At 68.1% G+C, this 25,958-nt stretch carries 16 protein-coding genes; 9 read left to right on the top strand and 7 right to left on the bottom strand.

The genetic code is table 11. The features are described 5' to 3' along the window. Positions 1-15 precede the first annotated feature (15 nt). Both rfbB and rfbA read right to left on the bottom strand, forming a co-directional pair. Positions 16-1,101 (bottom strand): dTDP-glucose 4,6-dehydratase, encoded by a 1,086-nt coding sequence (gene rfbB / locus CAP40_RS07725; protein ID WP_086128810.1) that lies wholly within the window; start codon positions 1,099-1,101, stop codon positions 16-18. Continuing rightward, positions 1,098-1,997, bottom strand: a complete 900-nt coding sequence (gene rfbA / locus CAP40_RS07720; protein WP_086128809.1) for a glucose-1-phosphate thymidylyltransferase RfbA — start codon at positions 1,995-1,997, stop codon at positions 1,098-1,100. The genes rfbB and rfbA overlap by 4 nt, the downstream gene beginning before the upstream one ends. A 170-nt stretch (positions 1,998-2,167) precedes the next feature. On the opposite strand from rfbA, the gene cysD reads away from it, so the two are divergent. From cysD to CAP40_RS07700, 4 genes are all read left to right on the top strand, one after another. Beyond that, positions 2,168-3,109: a sulfate adenylyltransferase subunit CysD gene (gene cysD / locus CAP40_RS07715; protein WP_086129358.1), complete on the top strand. Its 942-nt coding sequence runs from the start codon at positions 2,168-2,170 to the stop codon at positions 3,107-3,109. A gap of 121 nt (positions 3,110-3,230) precedes the next feature. Beyond that, positions 3,231-5,144 (top strand): sulfate adenylyltransferase subunit CysN, encoded by a 1,914-nt coding sequence (gene cysN, locus CAP40_RS07710; protein WP_086128808.1) that lies wholly within the window; start codon positions 3,231-3,233, stop codon positions 5,142-5,144. Next, entirely contained in the window at positions 5,141-5,857 is a 717-nt protein-coding gene (locus tag CAP40_RS07705; RefSeq protein WP_086128807.1) for a 3'(2'),5'-bisphosphate nucleotidase CysQ, read from the top strand. The genes cysN and CAP40_RS07705 overlap by 4 nt, the downstream gene beginning before the upstream one ends. 208 nt (positions 5,858-6,065) lie before the next feature. After that, the gene (locus CAP40_RS07700; RefSeq protein WP_086128806.1) at positions 6,066-7,217 is read left to right on the top strand and encodes an SET domain-containing protein; all 1,152 of its coding nucleotides are present in this window, start codon (positions 6,066-6,068) and stop codon (positions 7,215-7,217) included. Between the two features lie 88 nt (positions 7,218-7,305). Here the strand turns inward: CAP40_RS07700 and CAP40_RS07695 are convergent, their stop codons facing one another. Then, on the bottom strand, positions 7,306-9,156 hold the full coding sequence (locus tag CAP40_RS07695; RefSeq protein ID WP_086128805.1) for a CHASE4 domain-containing protein: 1,851 nt from the start codon (positions 9,154-9,156) through the stop codon (positions 7,306-7,308). Beyond that, a complete protein-coding gene (locus CAP40_RS07690; RefSeq protein WP_373384876.1) occupies positions 9,156-11,027 on the bottom strand; it encodes an EAL domain-containing protein in 1,872 nt (623 codons plus the stop codon). Before CAP40_RS07690 ends, CAP40_RS07695 begins: the two co-directional genes overlap by 1 nt. Positions 11,028-11,194: 167 nt before the next feature. Between CAP40_RS07690 and CAP40_RS07685 the strand changes: the two genes are divergently transcribed. The 3 genes from CAP40_RS07685 to CAP40_RS20390 all read left to right on the top strand — a co-directional run bounded on the left by CAP40_RS07685 (position 11,195) and on the right by CAP40_RS20390 (position 14,620). Further along, positions 11,195-12,064, top strand: coding sequence for a CoA ester lyase (locus CAP40_RS07685; protein WP_086128803.1), 870 nt, complete (start codon positions 11,195-11,197; stop codon positions 12,062-12,064). Between the two features lie 61 nt (positions 12,065-12,125). Next, positions 12,126-14,267 (top strand): PAS domain S-box protein, encoded by a 2,142-nt coding sequence (locus CAP40_RS07680; RefSeq protein ID WP_086128802.1) that lies wholly within the window; start codon positions 12,126-12,128, stop codon positions 14,265-14,267. Further along, positions 14,264-14,620, top strand: a complete 357-nt coding sequence (locus tag CAP40_RS20390) for a response regulator (RefSeq protein ID WP_179187937.1) — start codon at positions 14,264-14,266, stop codon at positions 14,618-14,620. Before CAP40_RS07680 ends, CAP40_RS20390 begins: the two co-directional genes overlap by 4 nt. A gap of 97 nt (positions 14,621-14,717) precedes the next feature. Here the strand turns inward: CAP40_RS20390 and CAP40_RS07670 are convergent, their stop codons facing one another. Beyond that, positions 14,718-22,085 (bottom strand): Ig-like domain-containing protein, encoded by a 7,368-nt coding sequence (locus tag CAP40_RS07670; RefSeq protein WP_086128800.1) that lies wholly within the window; start codon positions 22,083-22,085, stop codon positions 14,718-14,720. Positions 22,086-22,432: 347 nt separating this feature from the next. Between CAP40_RS07670 and CAP40_RS07665 the strand changes: the two genes are divergently transcribed. Then, positions 22,433-23,068 carry a phage tail protein gene (locus tag CAP40_RS07665; protein WP_086128799.1) on the top strand — a complete coding sequence of 212 codons (636 nt, stop codon included), beginning with the start codon at positions 22,433-22,435 and terminating at the stop codon, positions 23,066-23,068. Between the two features lie 95 nt (positions 23,069-23,163). Here CAP40_RS07665 and CAP40_RS07660 read toward each other — a convergent pair whose 3' ends face one another. Further along, a complete protein-coding gene (locus CAP40_RS07660) occupies positions 23,164-23,448 on the bottom strand; it encodes a hypothetical protein (protein WP_256924070.1) in 285 nt (94 codons plus the stop codon). 143 nt (positions 23,449-23,591) lie between these two features. On the opposite strand from CAP40_RS07660, the gene CAP40_RS07655 reads away from it, so the two are divergent. Continuing rightward, positions 23,592-24,125, top strand: a complete 534-nt coding sequence (locus tag CAP40_RS07655; RefSeq protein WP_086128797.1) for a GNAT family N-acetyltransferase — start codon at positions 23,592-23,594, stop codon at positions 24,123-24,125. A gap of 5 nt (positions 24,126-24,130) precedes the next feature. Here CAP40_RS07655 and glmS read toward each other — a convergent pair whose 3' ends face one another. Beyond that, positions 24,131-25,954, bottom strand: coding sequence for a glutamine--fructose-6-phosphate transaminase (isomerizing) (gene glmS, locus CAP40_RS07650; protein WP_086128796.1), 1,824 nt, complete (start codon positions 25,952-25,954; stop codon positions 24,131-24,133). Positions 25,955-25,958: the final 4 nt, after the last annotated feature.

Raw genomic sequence — 25,958 nt, 5'->3', positions numbered from 1 at the left:
GGTGTTGGGGCGAAGCTACAGAACCCCCAGCCGCTCGCCCCTATAGGCACCGCTGCGGATCGGCTCCCACCAGTCCCGATTGGCGAGATACCAATCCACCGTCTTCGCCAGCCCGGTCTCGAACGTCTCGCGCGGTGCCCAGCCCAGCTCGGCTTCGATCTTCGACGGATCGATCGCATAGCGGCGGTCGTGCCCGGGCCGGTCGGCGACGAAGCGGATCAGATCGCGGTGGCGCCGCTGCCCGACGCGCGCATCGAGCAGATCGCAGATCGCCTCGACCACCTGCAGGTTGGTCCGCTCCTGCCGCCCTCCGATCAGATAGGTCTCGCCGGCCTTGCCTCGCGTCAGCACCCGTTCCAGCGCCTCGGCATGATCGTCGACATGGAGCCAGTCGCGCACGTTCGCGCCCTTGCCGTAGACGGGCAGCTCCCTGCCTTCGAGCGCATTGAGGATGACGAGCGGGATCAGCTTCTCGGGGAAGTGATGCGGCCCGTAATTGTTCGAGCAGTTGGAGAGCACCACCGGCAGGCCATAGGTTTCGTGCCAGGCGCGCACGAAATGGTCCGACGCCGCCTTGCTCGCCGAATAGGGCGAGGACGGCGCATAGGGGGTCTCCTCGGTGAACACGCCGCGATCGAACGGCAGGTCGCCGAACACCTCGTCGGTCGAGATATGGTGGAAGCGGAACTCCCGCTGCCGCGCTTCCGGCAACCCGCGCCAATGCTCGAGCGTGGCATCGAGCAGGCGGACGGTGCCGAGGACATTGGTCTCGACAAAGGCGGCCGGGCTGTCGATCGAGCGATCGACATGCGTCTCGGCGGCGAGGTGCATCACGCCCTCGATCCGCTCGTCCCGCATCAGGCGATGGAGGTGCGCCGCATCGCCGATATCCGCGGCAACGAAACGGAAATTGGGCTTGCCCAGGATGCTGCCCAGGGAAGCCAGATTGCCGGCATAGGTCAGCTTGTCGACACAGACGACGTGATAGCGCCTCGCCACCAGCAAACGGCACACCGCCGAGCCGATGAACCCGGCCCCGCCGGTGACGAGGACGCGGCGGATGCGCGGCGCCGGCGTGCCGATCGGCTCGAGGAAGCTCATGCGGCCGCCGCCTCCACGCAGCGGCGGAGATAGGCGGCATAGTCGGTCTTGCCGAGCGTCGCCGCGCGGGCAAGCACCGTGTCCGCATCGAGATAGCCAAGATCGAAGGCGATCTCCTCGGGGCAGGCGATCTTGATGCCCTGGCGGTTCTCGATCGTGCGCACGAAGCTGGCCGCATCGTGCAGGCTGTCATGCGTGCCGGTGTCCAGCCAGGCATAGCCGCGACCGAGCCGGTTCACGTTGAGTTCGCCGCGATGGAGATAGGCGGAGATCACGTCGGTGATCTCCAGCTCGCCGCGCGGACTGGGCTTCAGCGTGCGGGCGATGTCCGCCACTCGGTCGTCGAAGAAGTAGAGGCCGGTCACCGCCCAGTTGGACTTGGGCTCGGCCGGCTTCTCGACGATGCTCGTCGCCTTGCCGGTCTCGGGATCGAAGGTGGCGACGCCGTAGCGCTCGGGATCGTCGACCTGATAGGCGAAGACCGTCGACTGGCCCTGTGCGGCCGCTTCGGCGGCGGCGCGGCCCTTGGCGGCAAGGCCGTCGCCATGGAAGATGTTGTCGCCCAGGATCAGCGCGGCCGGACCGCCTTCGAGGAACTGCTCCCCGATCAGAAAGGCCTGGGCCAGCCCGTCCGGGCTCGGCTGCTCGGCATATTCGAAATTGATGCCGAAGGCCGATCCGTCCCCCAGCAACAGGCGGAACATCGGCAAGTCGCGCGGGCTGGAGATGATGAGGATGTCGCGAATGCCGGCAAGCATCAGCACCGAGAGCGGATAATAGATCATCGGCTTGTCGAACACCGGCAGCAATTGCTTCGAGATCGACAATGTCGCAGGATAGAGGCGTGTGCCGGCCCCACCCGCGAGGATGATCCCCTTAGCGCCAGCCTTGCCCATGGGTTTGCAGCCCTCCCCTGTGGCGCCAGATGCGCCCCCGCCCTTGATGCACCGCAATTGGTTCAAGAACCGCTAACCCTGGGCGCGGCGGTATGCGCGGCTAAACATAAACTAGATCGCGCCTTTCCCGGCGGCTTCCTAAATCCCCCGCCATGCTGCATTCCGGGAACATGACGGAGACACAGGCGATCGGCGCGACCCGGGGGATTTCGCCCGCGCGGCTGACGCATCTCCAGCGGCTGGAGGCCGAGAGCATCCACATCCTGCGCGAGGTTGTCGCCGAGGCCGAACGGCCGGTGATGCTCTATTCGATCGGCAAGGACAGCGCAGTGATGCTGCACCTGGCGCGCAAGGCCTTCTATCCGGCGCCGCCGCCCTTCCCGCTCCTCCATGTCGATACGACGTGGAAGTTCCGCGCGATGTACGCCCTGCGCGACAAGGCGGCGCGCGATGCGGGGATGGAGTTGCTCGTCCACAAGAACCCGGAGGCCGAAGCGCTGGGGATCAACCCGTTCGACCATGGCGGCCGCCACACCGACATGTGGAAGACGGAGGGGCTGAAGCAGGCGCTCGACCACCATGGCTTCGACGCGGCGTTCGGCGGCGCGCGGCGTGACGAGGAGAAGAGCCGGGCCAAGGAGCGCGTCTTCTCCTTCCGCACCGCCTCGCATCGCTGGGACCCGAAGAACCAGCGTCCCGAGCTGTGGCGCCTCTACAATGCCCGCAAGCACAAGGGCGAGAGCATCCGCGTGTTCCCGCTCTCCAACTGGACCGAACTCGACATCTGGCAATATATCCTCGCCGAGGGGATCGAGATCGTGCCGCTCTATTTCGCCGCGCCGCGCCCGACGGTGGAGCGCGACGGGCTGATCCTGATGGTCGACGACGATCGCTTCCGGCTGCATCCGGGCGAAGTGCCGGTGGAGCGATCGGTGCGCTTCCGCACGCTCGGCTGCTACCCGCTGACCGGCGCGGTGGAGAGCGAGGCGGATACGCTGGAAGCAGTGATCCAGGAGATGCTGCTCACCACCACGAGCGAACGCCAGGGCCGCGCGATCGACCACGATCAGGCGGCGAGCATGGAGAAGAAGAAGCAGGAGGGCTACTTCTGATGGCCCATCTTATCCTTCCTCGTCACCCTGAACTTGTTTCAGGGTCCAACCCTCCGCAAGCGAAGGCATCCGTTGTTGCGCCTTGGATGCTGAAACAAGTTCAGCATGACGGAGTGCGGGCATGACCTCCTACCGCCCCGACGCCCTGATCGCGTCCGACATCTCCGCCTATCTCCAGCTCCACCAGAACAAGTCGCTGCTGCGCTTCATCACCTGCGGCAGCGTGGACGACGGCAAGTCCACGCTGATCGGACGGCTGCTCTATGATTCGAAGATGATCTTCGAGGACCAGCTCGCCAGCCTCGAGGCCGACAGCAAGCGCCTGGGCACCCAGGGGCAGGAGATCGACTTCGCGCTGCTGGTCGACGGCCTCGCCGCCGAGCGCGAGCAGGGCATCACCATCGACGTCGCCTATCGCTTCTTCGCGACGGAGAAGCGCAAGTTCATCGTCGCCGACACGCCCGGCCACGAGCAATATACCCGCAACATGGTGACGGGCGCCTCGACGGCCGATCTCGCCGTGATCCTGATCGACGCGCGCAAGGGCGCGCTCACCCAGACGCGGCGCCACTCGTATCTCTGCCACTTGCTCGGCATCCGCCACATCGTGCTGGCGGTGAACAAGATGGACCTGATCGGCTATGATCAGGCCGCCTATGACGCGATCGTGGCCGATTATCGCGCCTTCGCGGAGAGCATCGGCATCGCCGGCTTCACTCCGATCCCGATCTCGGGCTTCAAGGGCGACAATATCGCGGGCCCGAGCGCGAACATGCCCTGGTATGCGGGCCCGGCGCTGCTCGAGCATCTGGAAAGCGTGCAGATCGATGCCGATGCCGATGCCGCGCGGCCCTTCCGCCTGCCCGTGCAATGGGTGAACCGCCCCAATCTCGATTTCCGGGGTTTCGCCGGCATGATCGCGGCGGGCAGCGTGAAACCCGGAGACGCGGTGCGCATCCTGCCTTCCGGCCAGACCACCAGGGTCGCGCGGATCGTTGCGTTCGGCGGGGATCGGAGCGCGGCAGTGGCGGGCGAGAGCGTGACGATCACGCTGGCCGACGAAGTCGATTGCTCGCGCGGCGACGTGATCGCCGCCGCCGCCGCACCGCCCCAGGTCGCCGACCAGTTCCAGGCGACGATCGTGTGGATGGACCAGGCGGAGATGCTTCCCGGCCGCGCCTATTGGCTCAAGCTCGGGACCCAGACGGTGAGCGCCACGGTGCAGCCGCCGCGCCATGCCGTATGCGTCAACACCATGGCCGAGCTGAGCGTGAAGACGCTCGGGCTGAACGATATCGGCGTGGCCGAGGTCTATACCGATCGCGGCGTGGTCTTCGAGCCCTATGCCGAGAGCAAGGACCTGGGCGGCTTCATCCTGGTCGACAAGGCGACCAACGCCACCGTTGCCGCCGGCATGCTCAACTTCGCGCTGCGCCGGGCGCAGAACGTCCATTGGCAGGCCGTGGAGATCAACCGCGAGGCGCATGCCCGGCAGAAGCACCAGGCACCCCGGCTGCTCTGGTTCACCGGGCTCTCCGGCTCGGGCAAGTCGACCATCGCCAACATGGTCGAGAAGCGGCTCCACGCGCTCGGCAAGCACAGCTTCCTGCTCGACGGCGACAATATCCGCCACGGGCTCAACCGGGATCTGGGCTTCACCGATGCCGACCGGATCGAGAATATCCGCCGCGTGGGCGAAGTCGCCCGGCTGATGACCGATGCGGGGCTGATCGTGCTCACCGCCTTCATCTCGCCCTTCCGCGCCGAACGCGAGCTGGTGCGCAAGCTGCTGCCCGAAGGCGAGTTCTTCGAGATATTCGTCGACACGCCGCTGGAGGTTGCCGAGGCGCGCGACGTGAAGGGCCTCTACAAGAAGGCGCGCGCCGGCCAGATCGCCAACTTCACCGGCATCTCGAGCCCCTATGAAGCGCCGCAGAATCCGGAGATCCGCGTGGACACGACCCGGGAGACGCCCGAAGCAGCGGCGGAGCGGATCGTGGAGGCGATCATGGGCACCTGGAGTCCCGTGATTTGACCGACGCGCAACTGGCCCGGGCAATCGCCGAGGAAGCGGGCGCGCTGCTGCTGCGCATTCAGGACGAATGCGCGGGCGGCGACCGCGGCGACCGCGAAGCCAATGACCTCATCCTCGCCCGGCTGCGCTCGGCCAGGCCCGACGACGCGATCCTCTCGGAGGAATCCGCCGACGATCCGGCCCGGCTGTCGGCCCGGCGGGTATGGATCGTCGACCCGCTGGACGGCACGCGCGAGTTCGCCGAGCGACGCGAGGACTGGGCGGTGCATGTCGCCCTGGCCATCGACGGCCGTGCCGCGTTGGGCGCGGTCGCCTTGCCCCGGCTCGGCTGCACGCTCTCCAGCGACCAGCCGCCCGCGCTGCCCGAGGGCGAGCTGCCGCCACGCATGCTGGTGAGCCGCAGCCGGCCGAGCCAGCTCTGCGCGGGCGTGGGCGAACGGATCGGCGCGGTGCATATCGGCATGGGCTCGGCCGGCGCCAAGGCCATGGCGGTGGTGCGTGGCGAGGCCGAGATCTATCTCCATTCGGGCGGCCAGCATCAGTGGGACAATTGCGCGCCGGTGGCGGTCGCGCTGGCAGCAGGGCTCCATGCTTCGCGGATCGACGGTTCGCCGATCGTCTACAACCAGGCCAGCACGAGCATCCCCGACCTGCTGATCTGCCGCCGGGAATGGGCGCCGATCGTGCTCGAGGCCGTGCAGGATTGCCAATAGCGTCATCCCGGCGAAAGCCGGGATCTCGTGCGGCGCTTTCCCCGTGCCTTCGCCTGGGATCCCGGCTTGTGCCGGGATGACGGAATATGTGAAATCCGCCCCGTAAGTGACTCCCAACGATTCCCCGCGACTCGTGGAGTTACCGCGAGTCGCGCGTAGACGGCGAATCCTGGACATGGTAAACGCTCCGTTTGGGAGGGAGCGTATTTTGACCGCCGATATCTGGTTCCTGCTGGCGATCGGATTCAGCTTTGCGGGCTATGCGACCTATCTGATCGGGCTGCGCCGCGAGCTGGTGGAACCGAACCGCGCGTCCTGGCTGATCTGGAGCGCGGCGACTTCGCTCGAGGCGCTGACCTATGCCGCGGTGAACCCCGGCGCGCCGCAGGGTTGGGTATTCGCCCTCTCCTCGATCGCCTGCATCGTGGTGACGATCGGCATCTGGCGGCGCTCGTCCTGGGCCCCACCCTCGCCCACCGAGACCTTCTGCATCGCGGCCAGCCTGAGCGCGCTGATGCTCTGGCTCGTCTTCCGCGAGGCGTTCTGGGCGCACATGCTGGTGGTGCTCGCCGTCCCGGTGAGCTTCTGGCCGACCTGGGCGAGCGTATGGACCGATCGCGGCCGCGAGCGCTCGCCGGCCTGGGGGCTGTGGACCTTCGGCGACCTCGCCACCCTGCTGGTCGCGGTGCGTGCGACCGAGCCGGGCGTGGCCGAGCTCGCCTATGTGATCGTCGAGTTCCTCTGCCATGCCAGCATATGGTTCCTGATCGGCCTGGCGACGATCAACCCGCTGCGTTCCTTCGGCACCCGCCGCGGCAGGCTGCTCTGGTTCGATCGCTATCGTCCCTCGAACAATCTGTTCAAGGTGGGCGACAACCATCTGGGCAAGGCCGTGTTCGCCACAGGCGCCTTTGCCGAGGGCGATGTGCTGATCGAATTCACCGGCCGCCGTTTCCGTGCCGATCAGATCCCCAGCCTGATGCGCGGCCGCGGTGACCGTTTCGTGCAGGTGACGCCGGACCATTATATGGGCCCCTCGGGCCGGATCGACGACCTGGTGAATCACAGCTGCGCGCCCAATGCCGGCCTGCGCTTCACCGATGCGGGCGTATTCCTGGTCGCGGTGCGCGCGATCCAGCCGGGCGAGGAGGTCGCCTGGGACTATTCGACAACCCTCAGGGAATCGAACTGGCACATGATCTGCCAGTGCCGCGCCCCCGAATGCCGACGGGTGATCGGCAATTTCGACAGCCTCGATCCGGACCGGCAGGAATGGTTCCGGGCGCGGAACCTGGTCGCGCCCTATCTGCGGCGCAAGGACGAGGTGGCGGGCAAGCGGAAGGCCGTGGGGCGGGGATAGGCCTGTCCGAAACGGATGAGGTCCGATCCGAATTGGCGGCGAGAGGCATAAGCTCCTTTCCCCCGCTCCCCTGAAGGAGAGAGGGAGGTCAGGCCGCCAGATCGCCCGCCTGCACCAGCCGGGCGGTGCCCAGCGTCAGGATCGCCTTGGCGCCGGTCCCCTTGCCGTCGCTGACGAGGTCGAGCTTCCCTTCCATCGTCAGCATCGAATTGGCGCACCAGTGGAGCCCCAGGCCGCCCGACTTGTGCGCCCGGGTGGAGTAGCCGCGCTGGAAGAGCGTCGGCGCCGTGGCCGGGTCGAAACCCTCGCCATCGTCACGGATATGGATCTCGGTGGTGTCGCCCTTGTCCCGGATCGTCACCGAGATCGAGCCGCTGCCGCGCCCGGTCGCGGCGATCGCCTCGGCCGCGTTGGCGAAGAGATTGCCGACGACCTGGCTGAGGATCACCCGGTTGGCCATCACCCAATGCGGTTTGGACGGGAAGCTGAAGGCAATCGAATTCTCGCCCGAATAGCGCGCGATGGTGGCGTTCTGGGCGACGATGTCGGTGATGTCGCAGGCGTCGAGCGGCGGCCGCTCGTGCGCGGCTTCCTGCTGCTGGCCGATGATCTCCAGTACATGGTGCAGCGCCTCGCGGCCGATCGCGATCTGCGCGCGGCGATCGGCCCGCTCCTGCTCCACGCTCTCGATTGCGGCGGCAAGGAAGGCGACGAGCTTCTGGCGGCGCGCCGCGGGAATCGCCTCGCCGGCCAACTCGCCGAGCGCGCGGTCGAACAGCGCGCGGTCCATCGGTGCGCCGGTGCCCAGCCCCTGGCTCAGCACGGTGCTGATCGGGTTCAGCGCATTGCGGACATTGTGCATCACTGCGACCGCGCTCTCGCTGCGGCCCAAGGTGAAGCTCTGCACCTCCAGCTGCTCGCGCAGGTCCTTGAGCTGCCGGAGCATCGAATTGAAGCTGGTGACGAGGCTGCCGATCTCGTCGTCGCGCGGCTTGTCGGTGAGCAGGCCGAGCGTGCCCGAGGCACGGACGACGCCCATGTGGCGCTCGACACGCTTCAAGGGGGCAAGGACGAGGCGGGCGATCATCCGGCGCAGGACCAGCAGCACGATCGCCAGCAGGATCGACGATCCGACCACGGCGAGGACGAGCATCCGGGTGCCGAGCGTAGAGAGATCGCGCGGCACGGTATAGGTGGCCGTGGCGACGGGGCGGCCGTCCGGGCCCGGGATCGGCACGGCGATGCGGGTACGGGTGGCGCCCGGGGTCTTGGTGACCGCGGCGACCGGGTGGTCGAGCGCCAGGCTCGCCTCGAGCTGGAGCAGGGTGCTGAGCTGCGCCGCGGTGACGGTGCGGGCCATCAGCACATAGCCGCGCGGCGCGCCGCTGCCGTCGCTCCTGCGCACCTGCGCGATGCCGATAGCGGCAAGCTGGTCTCCCAGGCGGATGAAGAAGCCGGCCGAACTCTGCCCGTGCAGCATCCGCGCGAAATCGAACCGGGCGATGGCGTCGGCGAGGCGCGCGCGCATCGCGGGCACATCGGCCTGCTTCTCGAGATCGAGCCAGCGCGCGATCACGATTCCGCGGTCGGGCCGCACATAGGCCATGCCGTTGACGTCGAGATTGACCATGGCCAGCGTGGAGAAGCTCTCGTCCTCGAACGCCTTGGTCGGATGCGCCATATAGTCGTAGGACGAGTTCCAGTCGCCATAGTCGCGCACGGCATTCTCGACCTTGGCCGACACGTCATGGACAACCGCCTGGGTGCGCGCGACATGCGCGTCGACCGCGTCGCGTTCGAGCCGGTTGAAGCTCGGCGTGATGACGGTAGCGAGCATCAGCGTCAGCGCAGCGGCGCCGATGACGCCGACGCCGGTGAGGATCAGGACCAGTTTCGCGCCGAGCGAGGCCGGCGCCTTGAGGCGCCTTGCACGGGGCATCAGCCGTGCGTCCCGTTGCCCAGCTCGACTTCGGCGGGCTCCGCATCGCCGATATGTCCCTTCCGCGCGAGCACCAGCGCGTCCTCGGCATCCATCGGGCGCGCGAGATAATAGCCCTGGAGATGGCTGCAGCCGGCGAGGCGGAGCGCCTGGAGCTGCGCCTCGGTCTCCACGCCCTCGGCGACCACTTCCATGCCCAGCGCCCGGCCGAGATGGATGATCGAATGGACGATCGCCGCGCTCTCGCGCTCCCGGCCCATGCCGTCGACGAAGCTGCGGTCGATCTTCAGGCAATCGAGCGCGAAGCGGCGGATGTTGTAGAGGCTCGAATAGCCGGTGCCGAAATCGTCCAGCGCGATGCGGAAGCCCATCTGGCGGAGCTTGAACAGCGTCTCGGCGGCGCGCTCGACATCGTCGAAGATCGCAGTCTCGGTGATCTCGATCTGGAAGCGGCCGGGCTCCACGCCGGCGTTCACCACGCGCTCCATCACATGGCCGACGAAATTGTGGCGGCGGAACTGGCGCGGCGAGAAGTTGACCGAGACATATTGGCCCGGCCAGGTCTTGAGCGTCTCCACCGCCTGGTCGATCACCCAGTCGCCCAGTTCGTGGATCAGGTTCGATTCCTCGGCGATCGGGATGAACATGCCCGGCGAGACCATGCCATATTCCGGGCTGCACCAGCGGATCAGCGCTTCGAAACCGGTGATCTCCAGCTCGTCGCGCCCGGCGATCGGCTGGAAGACCAGCTTGAGCTCGCCCTTGGCGATCGCTTCGGAGAGCCCGCCCTCGATCTGGCGGCGGAAGCGGATCGATTCGTCCATCACTTCGTCGAACAGGCGGACGATGCCGCGGCCATTGTGCTTGGCTTCGTTGAGCGCGAGATCGGCGCGGCGCATCACGTCGATCGGATCGTGGATCGTGCGCGGCTGGACGACCATCAGGCCGACCGAGGCACCGCCCTGGACCGAATGCCCGAATACCTTGAAGCTGATCGACACGGCCTTGAGCATCCGCTCGGCGATCATCGTCGCCTCGTCCTCGCCGGTCACCGGATAGAGCATCGCGAACTCGTCGCCGCCCAGGCGCGCGACGAAACCATGGTCGGGCACCTGCTGGCGCAGTATCTCGCAGACCATGCGGATCAGTTCGTCACCGGCGAGATGGCCGAGCGTGTCGTTGACGATCTTGAACCGGTCGAGGTCCATCATCGCCATGGCAAAGCATTGCTCGCCCTTCACCGCCTTGCCGAGCATCTGCAGGAAGGCGAGGCGATTGGGTGCATCGGTGAGCGAATCATGGTTCGCCATGTGCACGGCGCGCGATTCATTGGCGGCGAGCTCGAGCTTCTGTTCCTCGAGCAGGGTGATCGCGCTGCGTAGCTTGGCGTCCGCCTCCCAGCGATGCGCGAGCGCAGTGGCGGTCTGGATCACCTCTTCGGCCTGGAAGGGCTTGGCGATGTAGAAGATCTTGTCGGCCGGGCCGGCGGCGCGGCTGATGTCGAGGGGCGAGAAATCCGAATAGCCGGTGACGATGACGAGGTTGATGTCGGGATCGAGCGCGCGGATGCGCCGCGCGGTCTCCTTGCCGTCGATCCCCGGCGGCATGCGCACGTCGATGAAGGCGACGGAGAAACGCTTGCCGGTCTCGAGCGAGTCCTTGATCGCCTCGACCGCGTCGAGGCCCTGGTTGAAGTGCGCGCATTGGAAATCGATCGCGTCGTTGGCCGGCTCGGGCGCCCCATCGTCGTCGCCGAACAGCTCGGCCGCCATCGCGTTCAGCGCGCTGGCATTGCCTGTGCTGCGGGCCCCGAACACCTGGCGATATGATTCGTGCATCGCCGGTTCGTCGTCCACGATCAGAATGCGCACGTTCGAAATCCCCTCGCTCATCCCCAAACGAGGTAAGCGGACAGCGTTAAGGAGGGGTAAAATCCGGCAGCTGCACAGAGCGAAAACCGTCGCCAAGGGTTAAGGACTGCACGCGGTTTACCCGCCGGTCCCCGCGCGATAGCAAGTCCTCCACAATAGGAGGATGCATGACCGACCCGCTGGCCGCCCGATCGCTGTTGTTCGCGCCGGGCGATTCCGAGCGCAAGCTCGCCAAGGCAGGCGCGAGCGAAGCCGATCTGGTGCTGCTCGACCTCGAGGACGCCGTGGCCGAGGCCAACAAGCCCGCCGCCCGCGCATTGGTCGCCGGGCATCTGAAGGCCGCCGCGCGTGCCCAGCCGCAATGGGTGCGGATCAACCCGCTCGACACGCCGCACGCGCTGCTCGACCTCGCCGCCATCGTGCCGGGGGCGCCCGACGGGATCATGCTGCCCAAGGCGACCCGGGCCGAGGCCGAACTGCTCCACCATTATCTCACCGCGCTCGAGGCCGCCCACGGCCTGCCCCAGGGCGGGATCCGCACGATCGTGGTGGCGACGGAAACCGCGCCGGCCATCTTCGGCCTGGGCGATTATGCCGGCTGCCCGCGCCTCGCCGCGCTCACCTGGGGGGCGGAGGACAGCGCCACTGCGCTGGGCGCCACCCATAATCGCGACGAGACCGGCGAATATGACTTTCCCTACCAGGTCTTCCGCGCCCTGGCCCTTGCCGGGGCCGCCGCCGCGGCCGTGACGCCGATCGAGACGATCCATGGCGACTTCCGCGACCTCGAGGGGCTAGAGAAGGTTGCAACCAAGGCACGCCGCGCGGGTTTCCGCGGGATGCTCGCCATCCATCCCGATCAGGTGCCGGTGATCAACCGCGCCTTCTCGCCCTCCTCCATGGAGATCGATCGCGCCGAGCGGATCGTCGCGGCCTTCGCCGCGGCCCCCGGCGCCGGCACGATCGGTCTGGACGGCGAGATGCTCGACATGCCGCACCTGAAGCGCGCACGGGCGGTGCTTGCGATGCGCCGGTGACGAGCCTTGATCTACCTTGGCGCAAGGCTAGGAAATTGCTGATGCTTTCCATCGGCCCCCGATGACCGACGCACCGGCAGAACCGCTTCCGGTGGGCGAGGACGAGTTCCGCATGATCGCGGACAGCGCCCCCGTCGCCGTTTGGGTGACTCGGCTGGATCGCAAGCGCAGCTTCGTCAATCGCGCCTATGTCGCGTTCCTCGGCGTCTCCTATCAGGAGGCGCTCGACTTCGACTGGCGGCGGATCATCCATCCGGACGATGCCGCGCAGGTCCTTGCGCAATCGGTCGCCGGCGAGGCGAGCCTCGGCACTTTCGAGCTCGAGGGGCGCTATCGCAACGTCCATGGCGAGTGGCGCTGGCTCCACTCCACCTCGCAGCCGCGCTGGGATGCGCAAGGGCACCATATCGGCTTCATCGGCGTCGCCCATGACGTGACCGAGGCCAAGACCGCCGAACTCGCGCTGCGCGAGCGGGAGGCGCAGCTTTCGGCGTTCATCAGCCAGACCACGGCCGGCTTCGCCCAGGTGGACATCGCGGGCCGCTTCACGCTGGTCAACGATCGCTTCTGCGAGATCGCCGGCTGGAGCCGCGAGGCGCTGATGGGCGGCATGACGATGCAGCAGATCACCCATCCGGACGATCTCGCCCGCAACCTGCCGCTGTTCGAGCAGGTGGTGCGGGACGGCACGCCCTATACCCATGAGAAACGCTATGTCCGCCAGGACGGCGGCGTGGTCTGGGTGAACAATTCGGTCGCGGTGATCCGCCGGCCCTCCGGCGAGCCCTTCGGGGTGCTCTCGGTGACGCTGGACGTCACCCAGCGGCGGGCGGACGAGGATGCGCTGCGCAAGAGCGAGGAGACGCTGCGCCTGGCCACCGAGGCGGCCGGCATGGCCACCTGGGAGCTGGATCTCGACACGATGGAGGGCGCCTGGTCGCCCAACCGCTTCGACCTGCTCGGCATGCCGCGCCGTGCCGATCCGCGCGGCAGCTTCGACGAGTGGATCGCGCGCGCGCATCCCGACGACCGGACGATGGTGCACGACGCCGCGATGCGTTGTTTCACTGCGGGCGAGCCCTATGCGATCACTTATCGCATAGTGCGTGCCGTGGACGGCGCCGAGCGCTGGCTGCAGAGCCATGGCAGCCGGATCGACTATGGCGACGGCCGGCCGAGCCGCTTCGTCGGCGTCTCGTTCGACGTCACCGACCGCAAGCGCGCCGAACAGGAATTGCGCGAGAGCGAGGCGCGCTTCCGCACGATCTTCGAACAGGCCAACGACTTCCTGATCACCACCACGCTCGACAATCGGGTGACCTCGGTGAATCCGGCGGTGGTGGAGGCGATAGGCTATCGCGAGGACGAGATCCTCGGCCGTTCGATCCGCGATTTCATGGACGAGGACCAGTTCGCGATCAGCATGGATGCGTTCAACCGCAAGCTGCAGCATGGCGGCTCGACCCGGCTGACGCTGAAATTGCGCGCCAAGGATGGACGCGAGCTGATCTGGGAAGTCAATTCGCGGCTGAACCTCGATGCGCAGGGCCGCCCGGTGGCGCTGCACGCCATCGGGCGCGACATGACCGAGGCGAAGCGCGCGGAAGCGCATCTCCGCCTGCTGATCGACGAGCTGAACCACCGGGTGAAGAACACGCTGGCGATCGTGCAGGGCATCGCCCGGCAGAGCTTCAAGGACGACGTGCCCCCGCCCCAGGCCCGTGCCGCGTTCGAGGGCCGGCTCGCCGCGCTTTCCGAAGCGCACAATCTGTTGACGCGCGAGCATTGGGGCCTGGTCTCGATGCGCCGGATCATCGAGGACGCCCTGCGCCCGCACGGCGAGCCGAGCCGCTTCGCGCTCGACGGCCCGGACCTGTCGATCCAGCCCAAGACCGCGATCAGCCTGGCGCTGGCCATCCACGAGCTGGCGACCAACGCCGTGAAGCATGGCGCCCTGTCATGGCCCGAGGGGCGGATCACCGTCCATTGGCAGCGCGCGCACCTCGGCGGCCTCGCCAGGCTCGCGCTGCGCTGGGAGGAAGCGGGCGGCCCGCCGGTCGTGGCGCCGACACGGCGCGGCTTCGGCACGCGGATGATCGAACGCGGCCTCGCCGCCGAACTGGGCGGCACGGTGCGCATCGAATTCCGCCCGGAGGGGCTGGTCTGCATCGTCGACGCCCCGCTGCCCGAGGGCGCCGCGTGAGCGGGCTCCGGGGCCTGCGCGTGCTCGTCGTCGAGGACGAGCCGGTCGTCGCCATGTATCTCGAGGATCTGCTCGAAGCGCTGGGTTGCGAAACGATCGGCCCGGCGAGCCGGCTGGCCGACGGGCTGGCGCTGGCCGAGGGCGGCGGCTTCGACGTGGCGATCCTCGACATAAACCTGAGCGGAGAACGCAGCACCCCGATCGCGGAGGCGTTGCGCGCGCGCGGCGTGCCCTTCGCCTTTGCCAGCGGCTATGGCGCCCCGCCGGAAGGGTTCGGCAAGAAGGTGCCGATGATCGAGAAACCCTATCGCGAAGCCCAGCTGGCCGACGCGCTCGCAAGGCTGCTATCCTAGGCGAGCCCCAGGCCGGAACCCGGTGCTCGCCGCCTTGGCGATAAAGGCCCGACCGGGAACAGGCCCGGGATGGCGCAGCCGCCCCGGGCCCCTTTCCTCACCAGCGCTTCGACAGGCGGAGCTGAAGCGTCCCGGCCTTCTCGCCCCGGGCTGCGCGCAACCCGGTCTCGAAGTCGAACGACCAGCCGCTGGACAGGATGTCGAAGCGGGTGCCGAAGCTGAGCTGGAGCTGTTCGCGCTTCCAGCCATTGCCCGCCAGCGCATAGATCGCGGCGCCCGGAATATCGGCGTAATCGAGCCACTGCGCATCGACATCGGCGAACTCGTGGTTCCACTCCGCGCGCAGGCGCGGCGTGATCGAACCGAAGCCCGTCTTCTGGCGATACTCCAGGCGGCCGCCGATCGTGCCGGTGATCGAGCGGACCTTGCGGGCATCGAAGCGCAGGTTGTAGCGACCGGCACCGCTCTCCGCATAGGCGTCGAGCTCCGCGTCCATATACTCGCCGCGGCCGTAGATCGACCATTGCAGCGGCCCGCCCGCGCGATCGATCCCCAGCGAGATCGCCGCGATGGTGTAGTTGCCGTCGCGGCTGCCATGGGCCGTCGCGTTCACCGCCTGGGCGATGCGCCGGGTGGTGAAGTCGAGCTGGCCGCGGCCGAGCATGCCGTCGATGAAGGTCCCGCTGGCGGGCTGGATGCTCGCATAGGCCGCATAGATCGTGCTGGTCCCGCGCACCTGCGCCGCGGTGCCGATCCGGCTCAGATCATTGCCATAGCCGCCGCCCAGGCCGACCAGCACGCCCTCGGAGAGCTTTATGTCGGCACCGGCGCTGAGGCCCGCGGTGGTGGCGGTGATCTTGCTGCGGTCGGTTCGCCGGTCGCGCGTGCCGATGTCGATCGCGCCGCCCGCCCAGGTGGCCAGCGAGCCGATCCGGCGATTGCCGTCCTCGTCCACCGCGCCCTTGCCCGGTGCGCCCGAGCCGTCACCCGCCGCGCCGTCCGCCCCGCCGGTGTCGGCGATCGTGCGGCCATAGCCGAGCTGGTCGGTGCGCCCGAGCCGCGACTGCGGGTTGTTGGCAAGTCGGCCGATCGCCGGATCCTCGCCCGAGACGCGCATCCGCTCGGTGATCGCCAGGCCCCAGTTCTTGTCGTCGGGCCGCTGCATCGGCGCCGAACCGTCGCGCGAGGCCAGCGTCACGCCCATCGCCAGGCCGGTGGCGCCGCCGCCATTGTGGAGCTGCTCGGTGCGCCGCATGAAGTTGGACACCTGCGCCCGGGCGAAGCGGCGCGTCGTCTCGGCCTGGGCATCGCTGATCGCGGCGATATCCGGATCGTTGCGCGGATCCGGGCGCGCCTGGACGGTGAGCGTAACCGTGGACGGAGCCGAGGCGCCGAAGACGTTGCTCAGCGTATAGGCGACGACGATCTGCCCGCCGAAGCGGTTGTTCGGGGTCACGTCGAGGCGATAGGCGCCGTTGCCGGCGGCCGCGATCGCCGTGGTCGCCGAATTGGCCGGCGTTACGCTCACCACGTTCGCGCCGGTGAACGGCCCGCGCACCGCACCGTCGGTGAGCATCACCGAGACCATCTGGCCGTCGCCCGCCGACGCGGTCTTGGGCGCCGCGACCGGCACCTGGCCGACCACGGTGATCGTCACCGTGCCCGGTGCCGAGGTGCCGCCCGGGCCGACCGCCACATAAGTGAAGCTGTCGGTGCCGGCAAAATTGGCGGCCGGCGTATAGGTCGCGATGTACGGCGAGGTCGCCGCCACCGCCACGGGGGTCAGGCTGGGCCCGGCGCCGCCGCTCAGCGTCACCGTGCCATGCGCCGGCTGGCTGGCGAGCTGGATCGAGTCATAGACGCCCGTCACCAGCGCGGAGAGGTTGATCTGGACGCTCGTTCCCGCCGTCGTGGTGCTGCCCGCGACCGTGGAGGTGCCCGGCCCCGCGTTCGGCGGCGGCGGGTTGGCCACGGTGAGGCTTACCGTCGCCGCGGCGGACGTGCCGCCCGGACCGGTGACGGTGTAGGTGAAGCTGTCCGCGCCGAAATAGCCGCTGGTGGGCACATAGGTGACCACATCGCCATTGACCGTGGTGGTGCCGTGCGCCGGCGCCGTGGCAACCGTGAGCATGCTGTGCACGCCGGTGACCGAAGGCGCCAGGTCGATCGGCGTGCCGCCGCTGTTATAGCCGACGGCCACGCCGGTCTTGTTGGCCGCGGTCGGCGCTGCCGGCGTTGCCACGGTGAGGCTCACCGTCGCCGGGGCCGAGGTGCCGCCAGGGCCCGTCGCCGTATAGGTGAAGCTGTCCGCCCCGTAATAGGTCGCCGCCGGCGTATAGGTGACCACCTCGCCCGCGATCGTCACCGTGCCGTGCGCCGGCGCCGTGCCGATCGCGATGCTGCCGCGCACGCCGCTGATCGAGCCCGACAGGTCGATCGCGGTGCCGGTGCTCGCATAGGGCACCGCCACCCCGCTCTTGTCCGCCACCGTCGGCGCGGGCGGCGTCGCCACCGTCAGGCTCACCGTCGCCGGGGCCGAGGTGCCGCCGGGGCCGGTCGCCGTATAGGTGAAGCTGTCCGCCCCGTAATAGGTCGCCGGGCTCGGGGTGTAGGTCACCACGTCCCCCGCCACGCTCACGGTTCCGTGCTGCGGCCCGGTGCCGATCGCGATGCTCGAATGGACGCCGGTGACCGAAGCCGACAGGTCGATCGCCGTCCCGGTGCTCGCATAGGGCACCGCCACGCCGCTCTTGTTCGCCGCGACCGGTGCGGCCGGCGTCGCCACCGTCAGGGTCACCGTCGCCGGGGCCGAGGTGCCGCCGGGGCCGGTTGCCGTATAGGTGAAGCTGTCCGCGCCATAATAAGTCGCCGGGTTCGGGGTGTAGGTGACCACATCGCCCGCGATCGTCACCGTGCCATGCGCCGGCGCCGTGCCGATCGCGATGCTCGAATGGACGCCGGTGACCGAAGCCGACAGGTCGATCGCCGTCCCGGTGCTCGCATAGGGCACGCCCACGCCGCTCTTGTCCGCCGCGACCGGCGCGGGCGGCGTCGCGACCGTCAGGGCCACCGTGCCGGGTGCCGAGGTGCCGCCGGGGCCGGTTGCCGTATAGGTGAAGCTGTCCGGACCATAATAGTTGGCGGTCGGCGTATAGGTGACCACGGCGCCCGCGATGCTCACCGTGCCGTGCGTCGGGGCCGTACCGATCGCCACGGTCGAATAGACGCCACCGATCGACGGCGCGAGGTCGATGGCGGTGCCGGTGCTGTTATAGGGAATCGCGGCATTCTTGTCGGCGGCCGTCGGTGCCGTCGGCGTCGCCACCGTGAGGCTCACCGTCGCGACGTTCGAAGTGCCGCCGGCCCCGGTCGCCGTATAGGTGAAGCTGTCCGTGCCGAAATAGCCGGCCGTCGGCGTATAGGTCACCACATCGCCGGCAATGCTGGTCGTGCCGTGCGCAGCCGCCGTGCCGATCGCGATGCTGCTGTGCGGACCGCCGGTGATCGAGGTCGACAGGTCGATCGCCGTGCCCGTGCTGTTATAGGGCACCGCCACGCCCGGCTTGTTCGCCGCGATCGGCTTGTCAATGAAGGTATAGGCCACGGAATTCGTGCTGGTCTGGCCGTTGACGGTGACCGTCAGGTTGACCGGGCCCGAGCCCGTCCCCGGCGTGGTGACGGTGAGCGAAGTCGCGCTCGCCGCGGTTACCGTGCCGTTGCCCGCCGAACCGAAGGTCACGGTGTTGCTGCCCGGCGTCGTGCTGAAGCCGGTGCCGCTGACGGTCACCACCTGGCTGACCGGGCCCGAAGGCGGCGAGACGCCGGTCACCGTCGGGACGACGGCGATGCTGCCGCTATTGGTCGCGCCGGTGGTCGGATAGCCGCTGGGCGTGAACGCCCCGAGCACGAAGCCCGAGGTCGAACCCGGGGTGGTGCCGGTATAGCCGAGCGTGACCGTGCAGGTGCCCGGTGCAACGGAGAAGGGATTGAACTGGTAGTTCGCGCCCGAATCCGCTCCGCTGGCGCCACAGCTTCCGCCCGGCGCACCGCTCACGCGGCTGAGCAGCGCGCTGCCGCCGAGCAGCGGTGCGATGCTCGGCGTGGCCGAGCTGTTGGGATTGGTCAGCGTGATCGTCAGCGTTCCTGTCGATCCGACGCCCAGCGAGGCCGAGGAGAAGCTGAGCGAGGCAGTGACCGCGCCCGCCGCGCCGACGGTGAAGCTCTGCTGCACCTGGGCCGCCGGGTTCCAGTTGGTATCGCCCGCCTGGTCGGCGTTGATCGTGCAGGTGCCCGTGCCGACCATCGACACGATGTTGCCGCTGATCGTGCAGACCGCCGTCGTCGCCGAGCTGAAGGCAACCACAAGCGACGACGGCGTCGTCGCGCTCACCGCATAGGTGGCGCCGCCCACCGTCGCGCCGCTCGGCGCGGTCGAGGCGAAGGTGATCGCCTGGTTGCCCTTGGCGATCGTGACCGTGACGATCGAGCCGATCGCGGTAACCGGCGTGCCCTGGCCGTCGGTCACCTTGATCCGGTAGCTGAACGAACCCGCAACCGTCGCGCTGCCGCTGACGGTGCCGTCGGAGCCGAGCGTCGTTCCCGGCACGAAGGCGCCCGCATCGAGGCTGTAGGTATAGGGCGTGAGGCCGCCCGAGGCGGTATTGGCCTGGCTGTAGCTCCCGCCGACGATCAGGCCCGAAGCCGAGCCGGTGGCGAGCACCAGATTGGCCGGAGTGACGGTGAAGCTGTGCGAGACGTCACTCGCCGCCGTCCAATTGGCGTCGCCCGCCTGGCTCGCCGTGATCGAACAGGTGCCGATCTGGAGGAGCGTGAGCGAGGTGCCCGAGACGGTGCAGACGCTCGTGGTGGTCGAGGCGAAGGCGACCGTCAGACCCGAGGTCGCGGTGGCCGACAAGGTCAGCGGCGAAGCCGAGAGCGAGGCATTGGGCAATGCCGCGAAGCTGATCGTCTGCCCGCCCGAGACCACGGTGATGCTGTAGGATTGCATCCTGGTATAGGGGCCGCCGCTGCCGACCGACGAGCCGTCGGTGACGGTGACGTCGAAATTGGACGGGCCGGTGGCGGTCGGGGTGCCGGTGAGGGCGCCGGCCGCGCTCAGCGTCAGGCCCGTCGGCAGGGCGCCGCCGGTGATGGCGAAGGTGTAGCCCGGCGTGCCGCCGCCGCCGGTGAAGCTCTGCGAATAGCTGGTGCCGACTGTGGCGCCCGGCAGCGCGCCGGCGGCCGGGGACAGGGTCACCGTGGGGGCCGCGATGTTCAGCGTGAGCGAGCCGGTCGCCTGGGTGAAGGGGCCGGTGCCGAGCGAGCTGTCCGTCACATTGGCGGTGAAGGTGAAGTTGCCGCTCGCCGCCGGCGTGCCGGTGACGGTGCAATCGGGGTTGAGCTGCGTGCCCAGCGGCAGCGCCCCCGAAGCCAGCAGGGTCGAGCAGCTATAGGTCGCCCTGCCGCCACTCGTGTTGATCTGCACGCCCGACAACGCGATGCCGCGCGTGCCGCTGCCGGCAAGGGTCGACGCCAATGCCGGGTTGCTCACCGGCACCGTGACCGTCGCCGGGGCCGACGTGCCGCCCAGATTGGTCGCGGTGAAGGTGAAGCTGTCATTGCCCCGGAAACCGGTGGGTGCGTCATAGGTGACGAGCCCCGCCGCATTGACCGAGACCGAGCCGCCCTGGGCCGTGGTCGCCGAACCGACCGCGAAGTTGGTCGGGCTGTTCGTCGCATGGCCGGCGATGCTGAAGCTCGCCCCGGTGGCGTTGTAGGCGATCGCGGACGCGGTGAAGGAACTGGCGACCGGCGGGGCCACATAGGTGTATTGATCGGCCGCGGTGGTCGCGCTCGTGCCGCCCGGGGTGGCGACCGTGACGTCATAGGTGCCAGCCGGGCTCGCCGGACTGTTGTTCACGGTGATCTGGGTGTTGCTGTTGATCGTGTAGGTCGCGATCGTCGCGCCGAACTTCACCGCTCCCGTCGGGTTCGCCGCCGAAAAGCCGGTACCGGTGATCGTCACCGTGGTGCCGCCGCTGGTCGGGCCGGCAGTCGGCGAGATCGACGTGACCGTCGGTGCCGCCACATAGGTGAACTGATCCGAGGCGCTGATCGCGCTGGTGCCACCGGGCGTGGTGACCGTGACGTCGTACGTGTTCGCAGCATTCGCCGGCGACGTCGCGGTGATCTGCGTGTCGCTGTTGACCGTATAGGTCGCGATGGCGGCGCCGAACTTCACCGCCCCCGTCGGGTTCGCCGCCGAGAAGCCGGTGCCGGTGATCGTCACCGTGGTATTGCCGCCGGTCGGGCCGGCTATGGGCGAGACCGCGGTAACCGTCGGCGCGGCGACATAGGTGAAGCGGTCCGCCGCGCTGGTCAGGCTGGTGCCGCCCGGATTGGTGACGGTGATGTCCACCGTGCCCGCGCTGCCGGCCGGCGAGGTCGCAGTGATCTGGGTGTTGCTGTCGATCGTATAGGTCGCGGGATTCGCGCCGAACAGCACCGCCCCCGTGTTGTTCGCGATCGAGAAGCCGGTGCCGGTGATCGTCACCGTGGTATTGCCCCCGATCGGGCCGGCAGTCGGCGAGACGCCGCTGACGGTGGGCGGCGGCGGGTTGACGGTCAGTGCGAAAGTCTTGGACGACGTGCCCGTCCCCTGATGGCTCACGGTGACGGTGAAGGTCGTGGCGGCGATCGTGGCGGTCGGCGTTCCGGTGATGGCGCCGGTGCCGGTGTTGAACGAAAGGCCGCTCGGGAGCGTGCCGCCGCTCAGCGCATAGCTATAGGTCCCGTGGCCGAAGGACGCGGTGACCGGCGTGAAGTTCATCGCCGTGCCCACGGTGCCCGTGGCCGACGCGATGGCCTGGTTGGCCCGGACGCCGCAATAGACCGTCCAGGTCACCGTGCCGCCGGGGCCGGCGCCCGGAATCGTACCGGAGGGGGTTACGGCGCGGGAGTCCACCGGCAGGGTGAAGGACCCGCTGCCGCCGGTCGATGTGTTGGACACGATGTCGATGCCGAGCCCGCTCAGCCCCGAATAGGTCAGCCTGGCGGTGATCGAAGGATCCGAGACCGTGTAGCTGTAATACAGAACGGTTCCCGACGCGTAGTTGACGATGCCGGTCTGATTGCCGGGAGGTGCCGGGCGAGTGACGGGGCCGCTGGTGATGACATAGGCGCCGCCATCATAATCGGCGGGATTGTTCCTGAGATAGTTGCAGCCATCGCCATCGGCGGCCCGGACGGCGACCGGCGACAACAGGATCAGGGCAGTCGACAGCGCCAGCACCAAGGCATGCGCCTTGCGCCAAAGGCCGTTCGACAGCGAAGCGATATCGGGGAGCAATCCGATCAGGGCCGCGAGCCATTGCCACCTGAAGGGCCGGAATGCCGTGCGCCCTCCGGACCCGGCGCGCACCATGTTCCCCACATGGGCCGCCTTTGGCGTGAAAAGCTGCTTCATATCCCCCGACCCCAGCTTTCACGCGCCGGATGCAGATCCGGCGCGTTCTTGCAATCGATTCACGACGAAACGGCAAGCATCCCCACTTGGCCGCTACATCCCCATTTACGCGCTACAACTCGCTAAAATGAGACGGAATCGTAAAAAACCTGTCATGTTATGCATATGATTTCATAAACATGCAATCTTATCCGCTGTCCCGACTTGAGATGCGGACGGGGGCGCACTCCTCGATTATTACACCAATTCGGTGCCACAAATGATTTTGGTCCGATTTGGCAATGTGGACGGGACGCGTTCCGATTTTTGAGTTACCGTCCGGCCCGCTTCAAATTGGGAGGGGCAAAATGTCGGAACCATATGTTGGCCAGATCATGCAGGTCGGCTTCAATTTCGCACCGCGCGGCTGGGCGCCCTGTCAGGGCCAGATCATGTCGATCCAGCAGAATACTGCGCTGTTCTCGCTGCTGGGCACCGTCTATGGCGGCAACGGCCAGAGCACGTTCGGCCTCCCCGACTCGCGGGGTCGCGTCTTTGTCGGCCAGGGCAACGGCCCGGGGCTCTCGCCGATCACCCTGGGTGAAATCGGCGGTGTGAACAGCGAAGTGCTCAGCATTCTGCAGATGCCGATCCACAACCACCTCGCCACCTTCACGCCGACCGGCGGCGGCACCGTGTCCGGCACGCTCCAGGCGATGACCGGCGCGCTCAACGCGGAGACCGCGGCGCCGGCCGCCGGCTCGTTCCTCGGCGTCGCCAATGATTCCTCGGGCAGCGTCACGCCGACCTTCTACGTGCCGGCCGGCCAGACGGGCACCACGCCGGTCAACCTGGGCGGCCTGAACATCACCGGCGGCAGCGGCGGCACCGGCACGGTGACTGTCGCCAACAGCGGCGGCAGCCAGCCGGTCCCGGTCATGCAGCCCTATCTCGGCATCCAGACCAACATCGCGCTGGAAGGCGTGTTCCCGTCGCGGAACTGAGCCGGAATCCGGAAAAACGGCCCGGCCGCGCCTGCTGCACCAGCAGCGGCGCGGCCGGGTTTTTCATGGGCCGGGCCACGAACCCGGCCCGCCGGTCAGGAGAAGACCGCCTGATAGTGGCGAGTGGTGGCCGAAGGGACCAGTTGGCTGATCAGGATGTCGTGGGGGCCGCCCTTGCCGCAGTCCATTTCGTACGAGGCATCCATGAGATAGACGCCGAGCGGCGCTTCGAAGAAGAGCGAGAAGGGCGAACGCGTGTCGATCCCGATCAGCGCCGGCCTGCGCTCGATGCGGACCAGCGTGATCTCCACCGGGTTGGGCAAGGTGCTGAGGCGGACCTTGCGACCGACCCAGGGCTCGAAATCTTCCGGTGCCAGCATTCGCATATGATGTTCTTTCCCCTCCCGCCGAACGGACGATCGCTCCGGCTCCGAAAGAGCCATCCTGCCGGGTCCGCGGCGGCGCGTGAAGCCGGTCCGCGCCATTTCGGGGCAAAAGCCGATACCATGCTAGAGCCGATCACATGCTAGCACCCTTCCCCGCTCCACGACCGCTACCGATGCTGCCGGAAGCGCTGCGCAAGCTGGCTGTGGCGCTGCCCCCCGCGCGCATGGCCGACATGGGGCTGCTGGCCGATCTCCACGCCACCTCGCGCCTGGCCGAACTGCTCCTGGCCCCCTGGTCGCCCGCGCAGAAGCGCAGCTTCCTCGACACGCAGTTCGCGCTCCAGCACGCGCATTTCGTGCAGCACCATCGCAAGGGCGATTTCCGGCTGGTGACCCGGCAGGGCGCGCCGGTCGGCCGCTTCTATTTCGACCGCAGCGGCCCCGAATGGGTGCTGATCGACATAGTGCTCGATCCGCGCGCGCAGGCCGGCGGGATCGGCAGCGCGCTGATCGGCTGGCTGCAGGAGGCCGCGCGCGACGCGGGCGCCGCCGGCCTGCGCCTGAGCGTCGCCCACACCAACTCGCGCGCGCATGCCCTCTATCGCCGGCTGGGCTTCGCCGATGCCGGCGACGTCGCCGGCACCCATGCCGCCATGTTCTGGCAGCCCTGACCCGGTTATTCGACGGTGACCGACTTCGCCAGGTTGCGCGGCTGATCGACGTCGGTGCCCTTGGCCACCGCCACATGATAGGCGAGCAGCTGCACCGGCACCGCATAGACAAGCGGCGCGATCAGCGGGTGGACCTTGGGCATGGTGATCGTCGCCACGCAGCCTTCGCCCGCCGCTTCGATCCCGTCATAGTCGGAGATCAGTATCACCTTGCCGCCGCGCGCCTGCACTTCCTGCATGTTCGACACGGTCTTCTCGAAGAGCGGACCCGAGGGGGCGATCACGATCACCGGCACGGCATCGTCGATCAGCGCGATCGGGCCATGCTTCATTTCGCCGGCGGCATAGCCCTCGGCATGGATATAGCTGATTTCCTTGAGCTTCAGCGCGCCTTCCAGCGCCAGCGGATAATCGGTGCCTCGGCCCAGATAGAGCACGTCGCGCGCCGCGGCCACGACGCCGGCCATCGCCTGGATCGCCTCGTCATAGGCGAGCGCGCCGTTGAGCGCCGCGGGGGCTTCGGCGAGATGCTTGACCAGCGCCTTCTCCTCGACCTCGGAGAGCTTGCCCTTGGCCTTGGCGAGATTGGCGGCGAGCGCGGCGAGCACCGCGAGCTGGCACGTGAACGCCTTGGTGGAAGCGACGCCGATTTCCGGCCCGGCATGCGTCGGCAGCAGCAGGTCCGCCTCGCGCGCCATCGAGCTGGTGGGCACGTTGACCACCGCGGCGATCGTCTGGCCCTCGGCGCGCGCATGGCGGAGCGCCGCGAGCGTGTCGGCAGTCTCGCCCGACTGGCTGATCACGATCATCAGCCCGCCCTCTTCCATCACCGGCGCGCGGTACCGGAACTCGCTCGCCACATCGAGGTCGACCGGCACGCGGGCGAATTGTTCGAACCAGTATTTGGCGACCATGCCGGCATAGAAGCTGGTGCCGCAGGCGACGATGGTGACGCGCTTGATCGCCGACAGGTCGAAATCGGGGATCGGCAGCGTGACCCGCTCCTCCATCCGCTGAAGATAGGCGCGCAGCGTCTGGGCGACGACGATCGGCTGCTCGTAGATCTCCTTGAGCATATAGTGCCGGTGATTGCCCTTGGAGACGAGGTCGCCGGTGACGCCCGAGATGGTGATCGGCCGCTCGACGGGATTGTTGTCCTTGTCGAAGATCCGGGCGCCGTCATGGGTGATGACGACCCAGTCGCCTTCTTCCAGATAGGCGATGCGCTGGGTGAGCGGCGCAAGCGCAAGCGCGTCCGAGCCGAGATAGGTCTCGCCCTCGCCATAGCCGACGACCAGCGGCGAGCCGAGGCGGGCGCCGATCAGCAGATCCGGATGCTCGCGGAACAGGATGGCGAGCGCGAAGGCGCCGTGGAGACGCGGCAGCACTTCGGCAACGGCCTCGGCGGGGGCCATGCCGGCCTCGACCTTCTCGCTGACGAGGTGCGCGACGACTTCGCTGTCGGTCTCGCTCTCGAACGTGCGGCCGCGGGCGATCAGCTCGTCGCGCAGTCCCTTGAAATTCTCGATGATACCGTTGTGGACCAGCGCGACTTCGCCGGTGGCGTGCGGGTGGGCGTTATTGGTGGTCGGGCCGCCATGCGTCGCCCAGCGGGTGTGCGCGATGCCGGTGGTGCCGGGCAGCGGATTGGCCGCAAGCTCCCGCCCGAGATTGACCAGCTTGCCCGAGGCGCGGCGGCGCTCGATCCGGCCGTCGACATCCGTGGCGATGCCCGCCGAGTCATAGCCGCGATATTCGAGGCGCTTGAGACCGTCGAACAGCCGCTCCGCGACTTCCTCCTTGCCGACGATACCGACGATTCCGCACATGCTC

Origin of the sequence: Sphingomonas sp. IBVSS2 (assembly GCF_002127225.1) — a bacterium.
Taxonomy (GTDB): Bacteria; Pseudomonadota; Alphaproteobacteria; order Sphingomonadales; family Sphingomonadaceae; genus Sphingomonas.
This window is presented reverse-complemented; position numbering and strand designations above follow the sequence as displayed.

What these genes read in the sequence shown, in the direction of transcription:
- cysN (WP_086128808.1), top strand. Translation starts at nt 3,231, where the DNA reads ATGACCTCCTACCGCCCCGACGCCCTGATCGCGTCCGACATCTCCGCC.
- CAP40_RS07680 (WP_086128802.1), top strand. Translation starts at nt 12,126, where the DNA reads ATGACCGACGCACCGGCAGAACCGCTTCCGGTGGGCGAGGACGAGTTC.
- CAP40_RS07685 (WP_086128803.1), top strand. Translation starts at nt 11,195, where the DNA reads ATGACCGACCCGCTGGCCGCCCGATCGCTGTTGTTCGCGCCGGGCGAT.
- CAP40_RS07655 (WP_086128797.1), top strand. Translation starts at nt 23,592, where the DNA reads ATGCTAGCACCCTTCCCCGCTCCACGACCGCTACCGATGCTGCCGGAA.
- CAP40_RS07665 (WP_086128799.1), top strand. Translation starts at nt 22,433, where the DNA reads ATGTCGGAACCATATGTTGGCCAGATCATGCAGGTCGGCTTCAATTTC.
- CAP40_RS07695 (WP_086128805.1), bottom strand. Translation starts at nt 9,156, where the DNA reads ATGCCCCGTGCAAGGCGCCTCAAGGCGCCGGCCTCGCTCGGCGCGAAA.
- CAP40_RS07670 (WP_086128800.1), bottom strand. Translation starts at nt 22,085, where the DNA reads ATGAAGCAGCTTTTCACGCCAAAGGCGGCCCATGTGGGGAACATGGTG.
- glmS (WP_086128796.1), bottom strand. Translation starts at nt 25,954, where the DNA reads ATGTGCGGAATCGTCGGTATCGTCGGCAAGGAGGAAGTCGCGGAGCGG.
- CAP40_RS07660 (WP_256924070.1), bottom strand. Translation starts at nt 23,448, where the DNA reads ATGCTGGCACCGGAAGATTTCGAGCCCTGGGTCGGTCGCAAGGTCCGC.
- rfbA (WP_086128809.1), bottom strand. Translation starts at nt 1,997, where the DNA reads ATGGGCAAGGCTGGCGCTAAGGGGATCATCCTCGCGGGTGGGGCCGGC.
- rfbB (WP_086128810.1), bottom strand. Translation starts at nt 1,101, where the DNA reads ATGAGCTTCCTCGAGCCGATCGGCACGCCGGCGCCGCGCATCCGCCGC.
- cysD (WP_086129358.1), top strand. Translation starts at nt 2,168, where the DNA reads ATGACGGAGACACAGGCGATCGGCGCGACCCGGGGGATTTCGCCCGCG.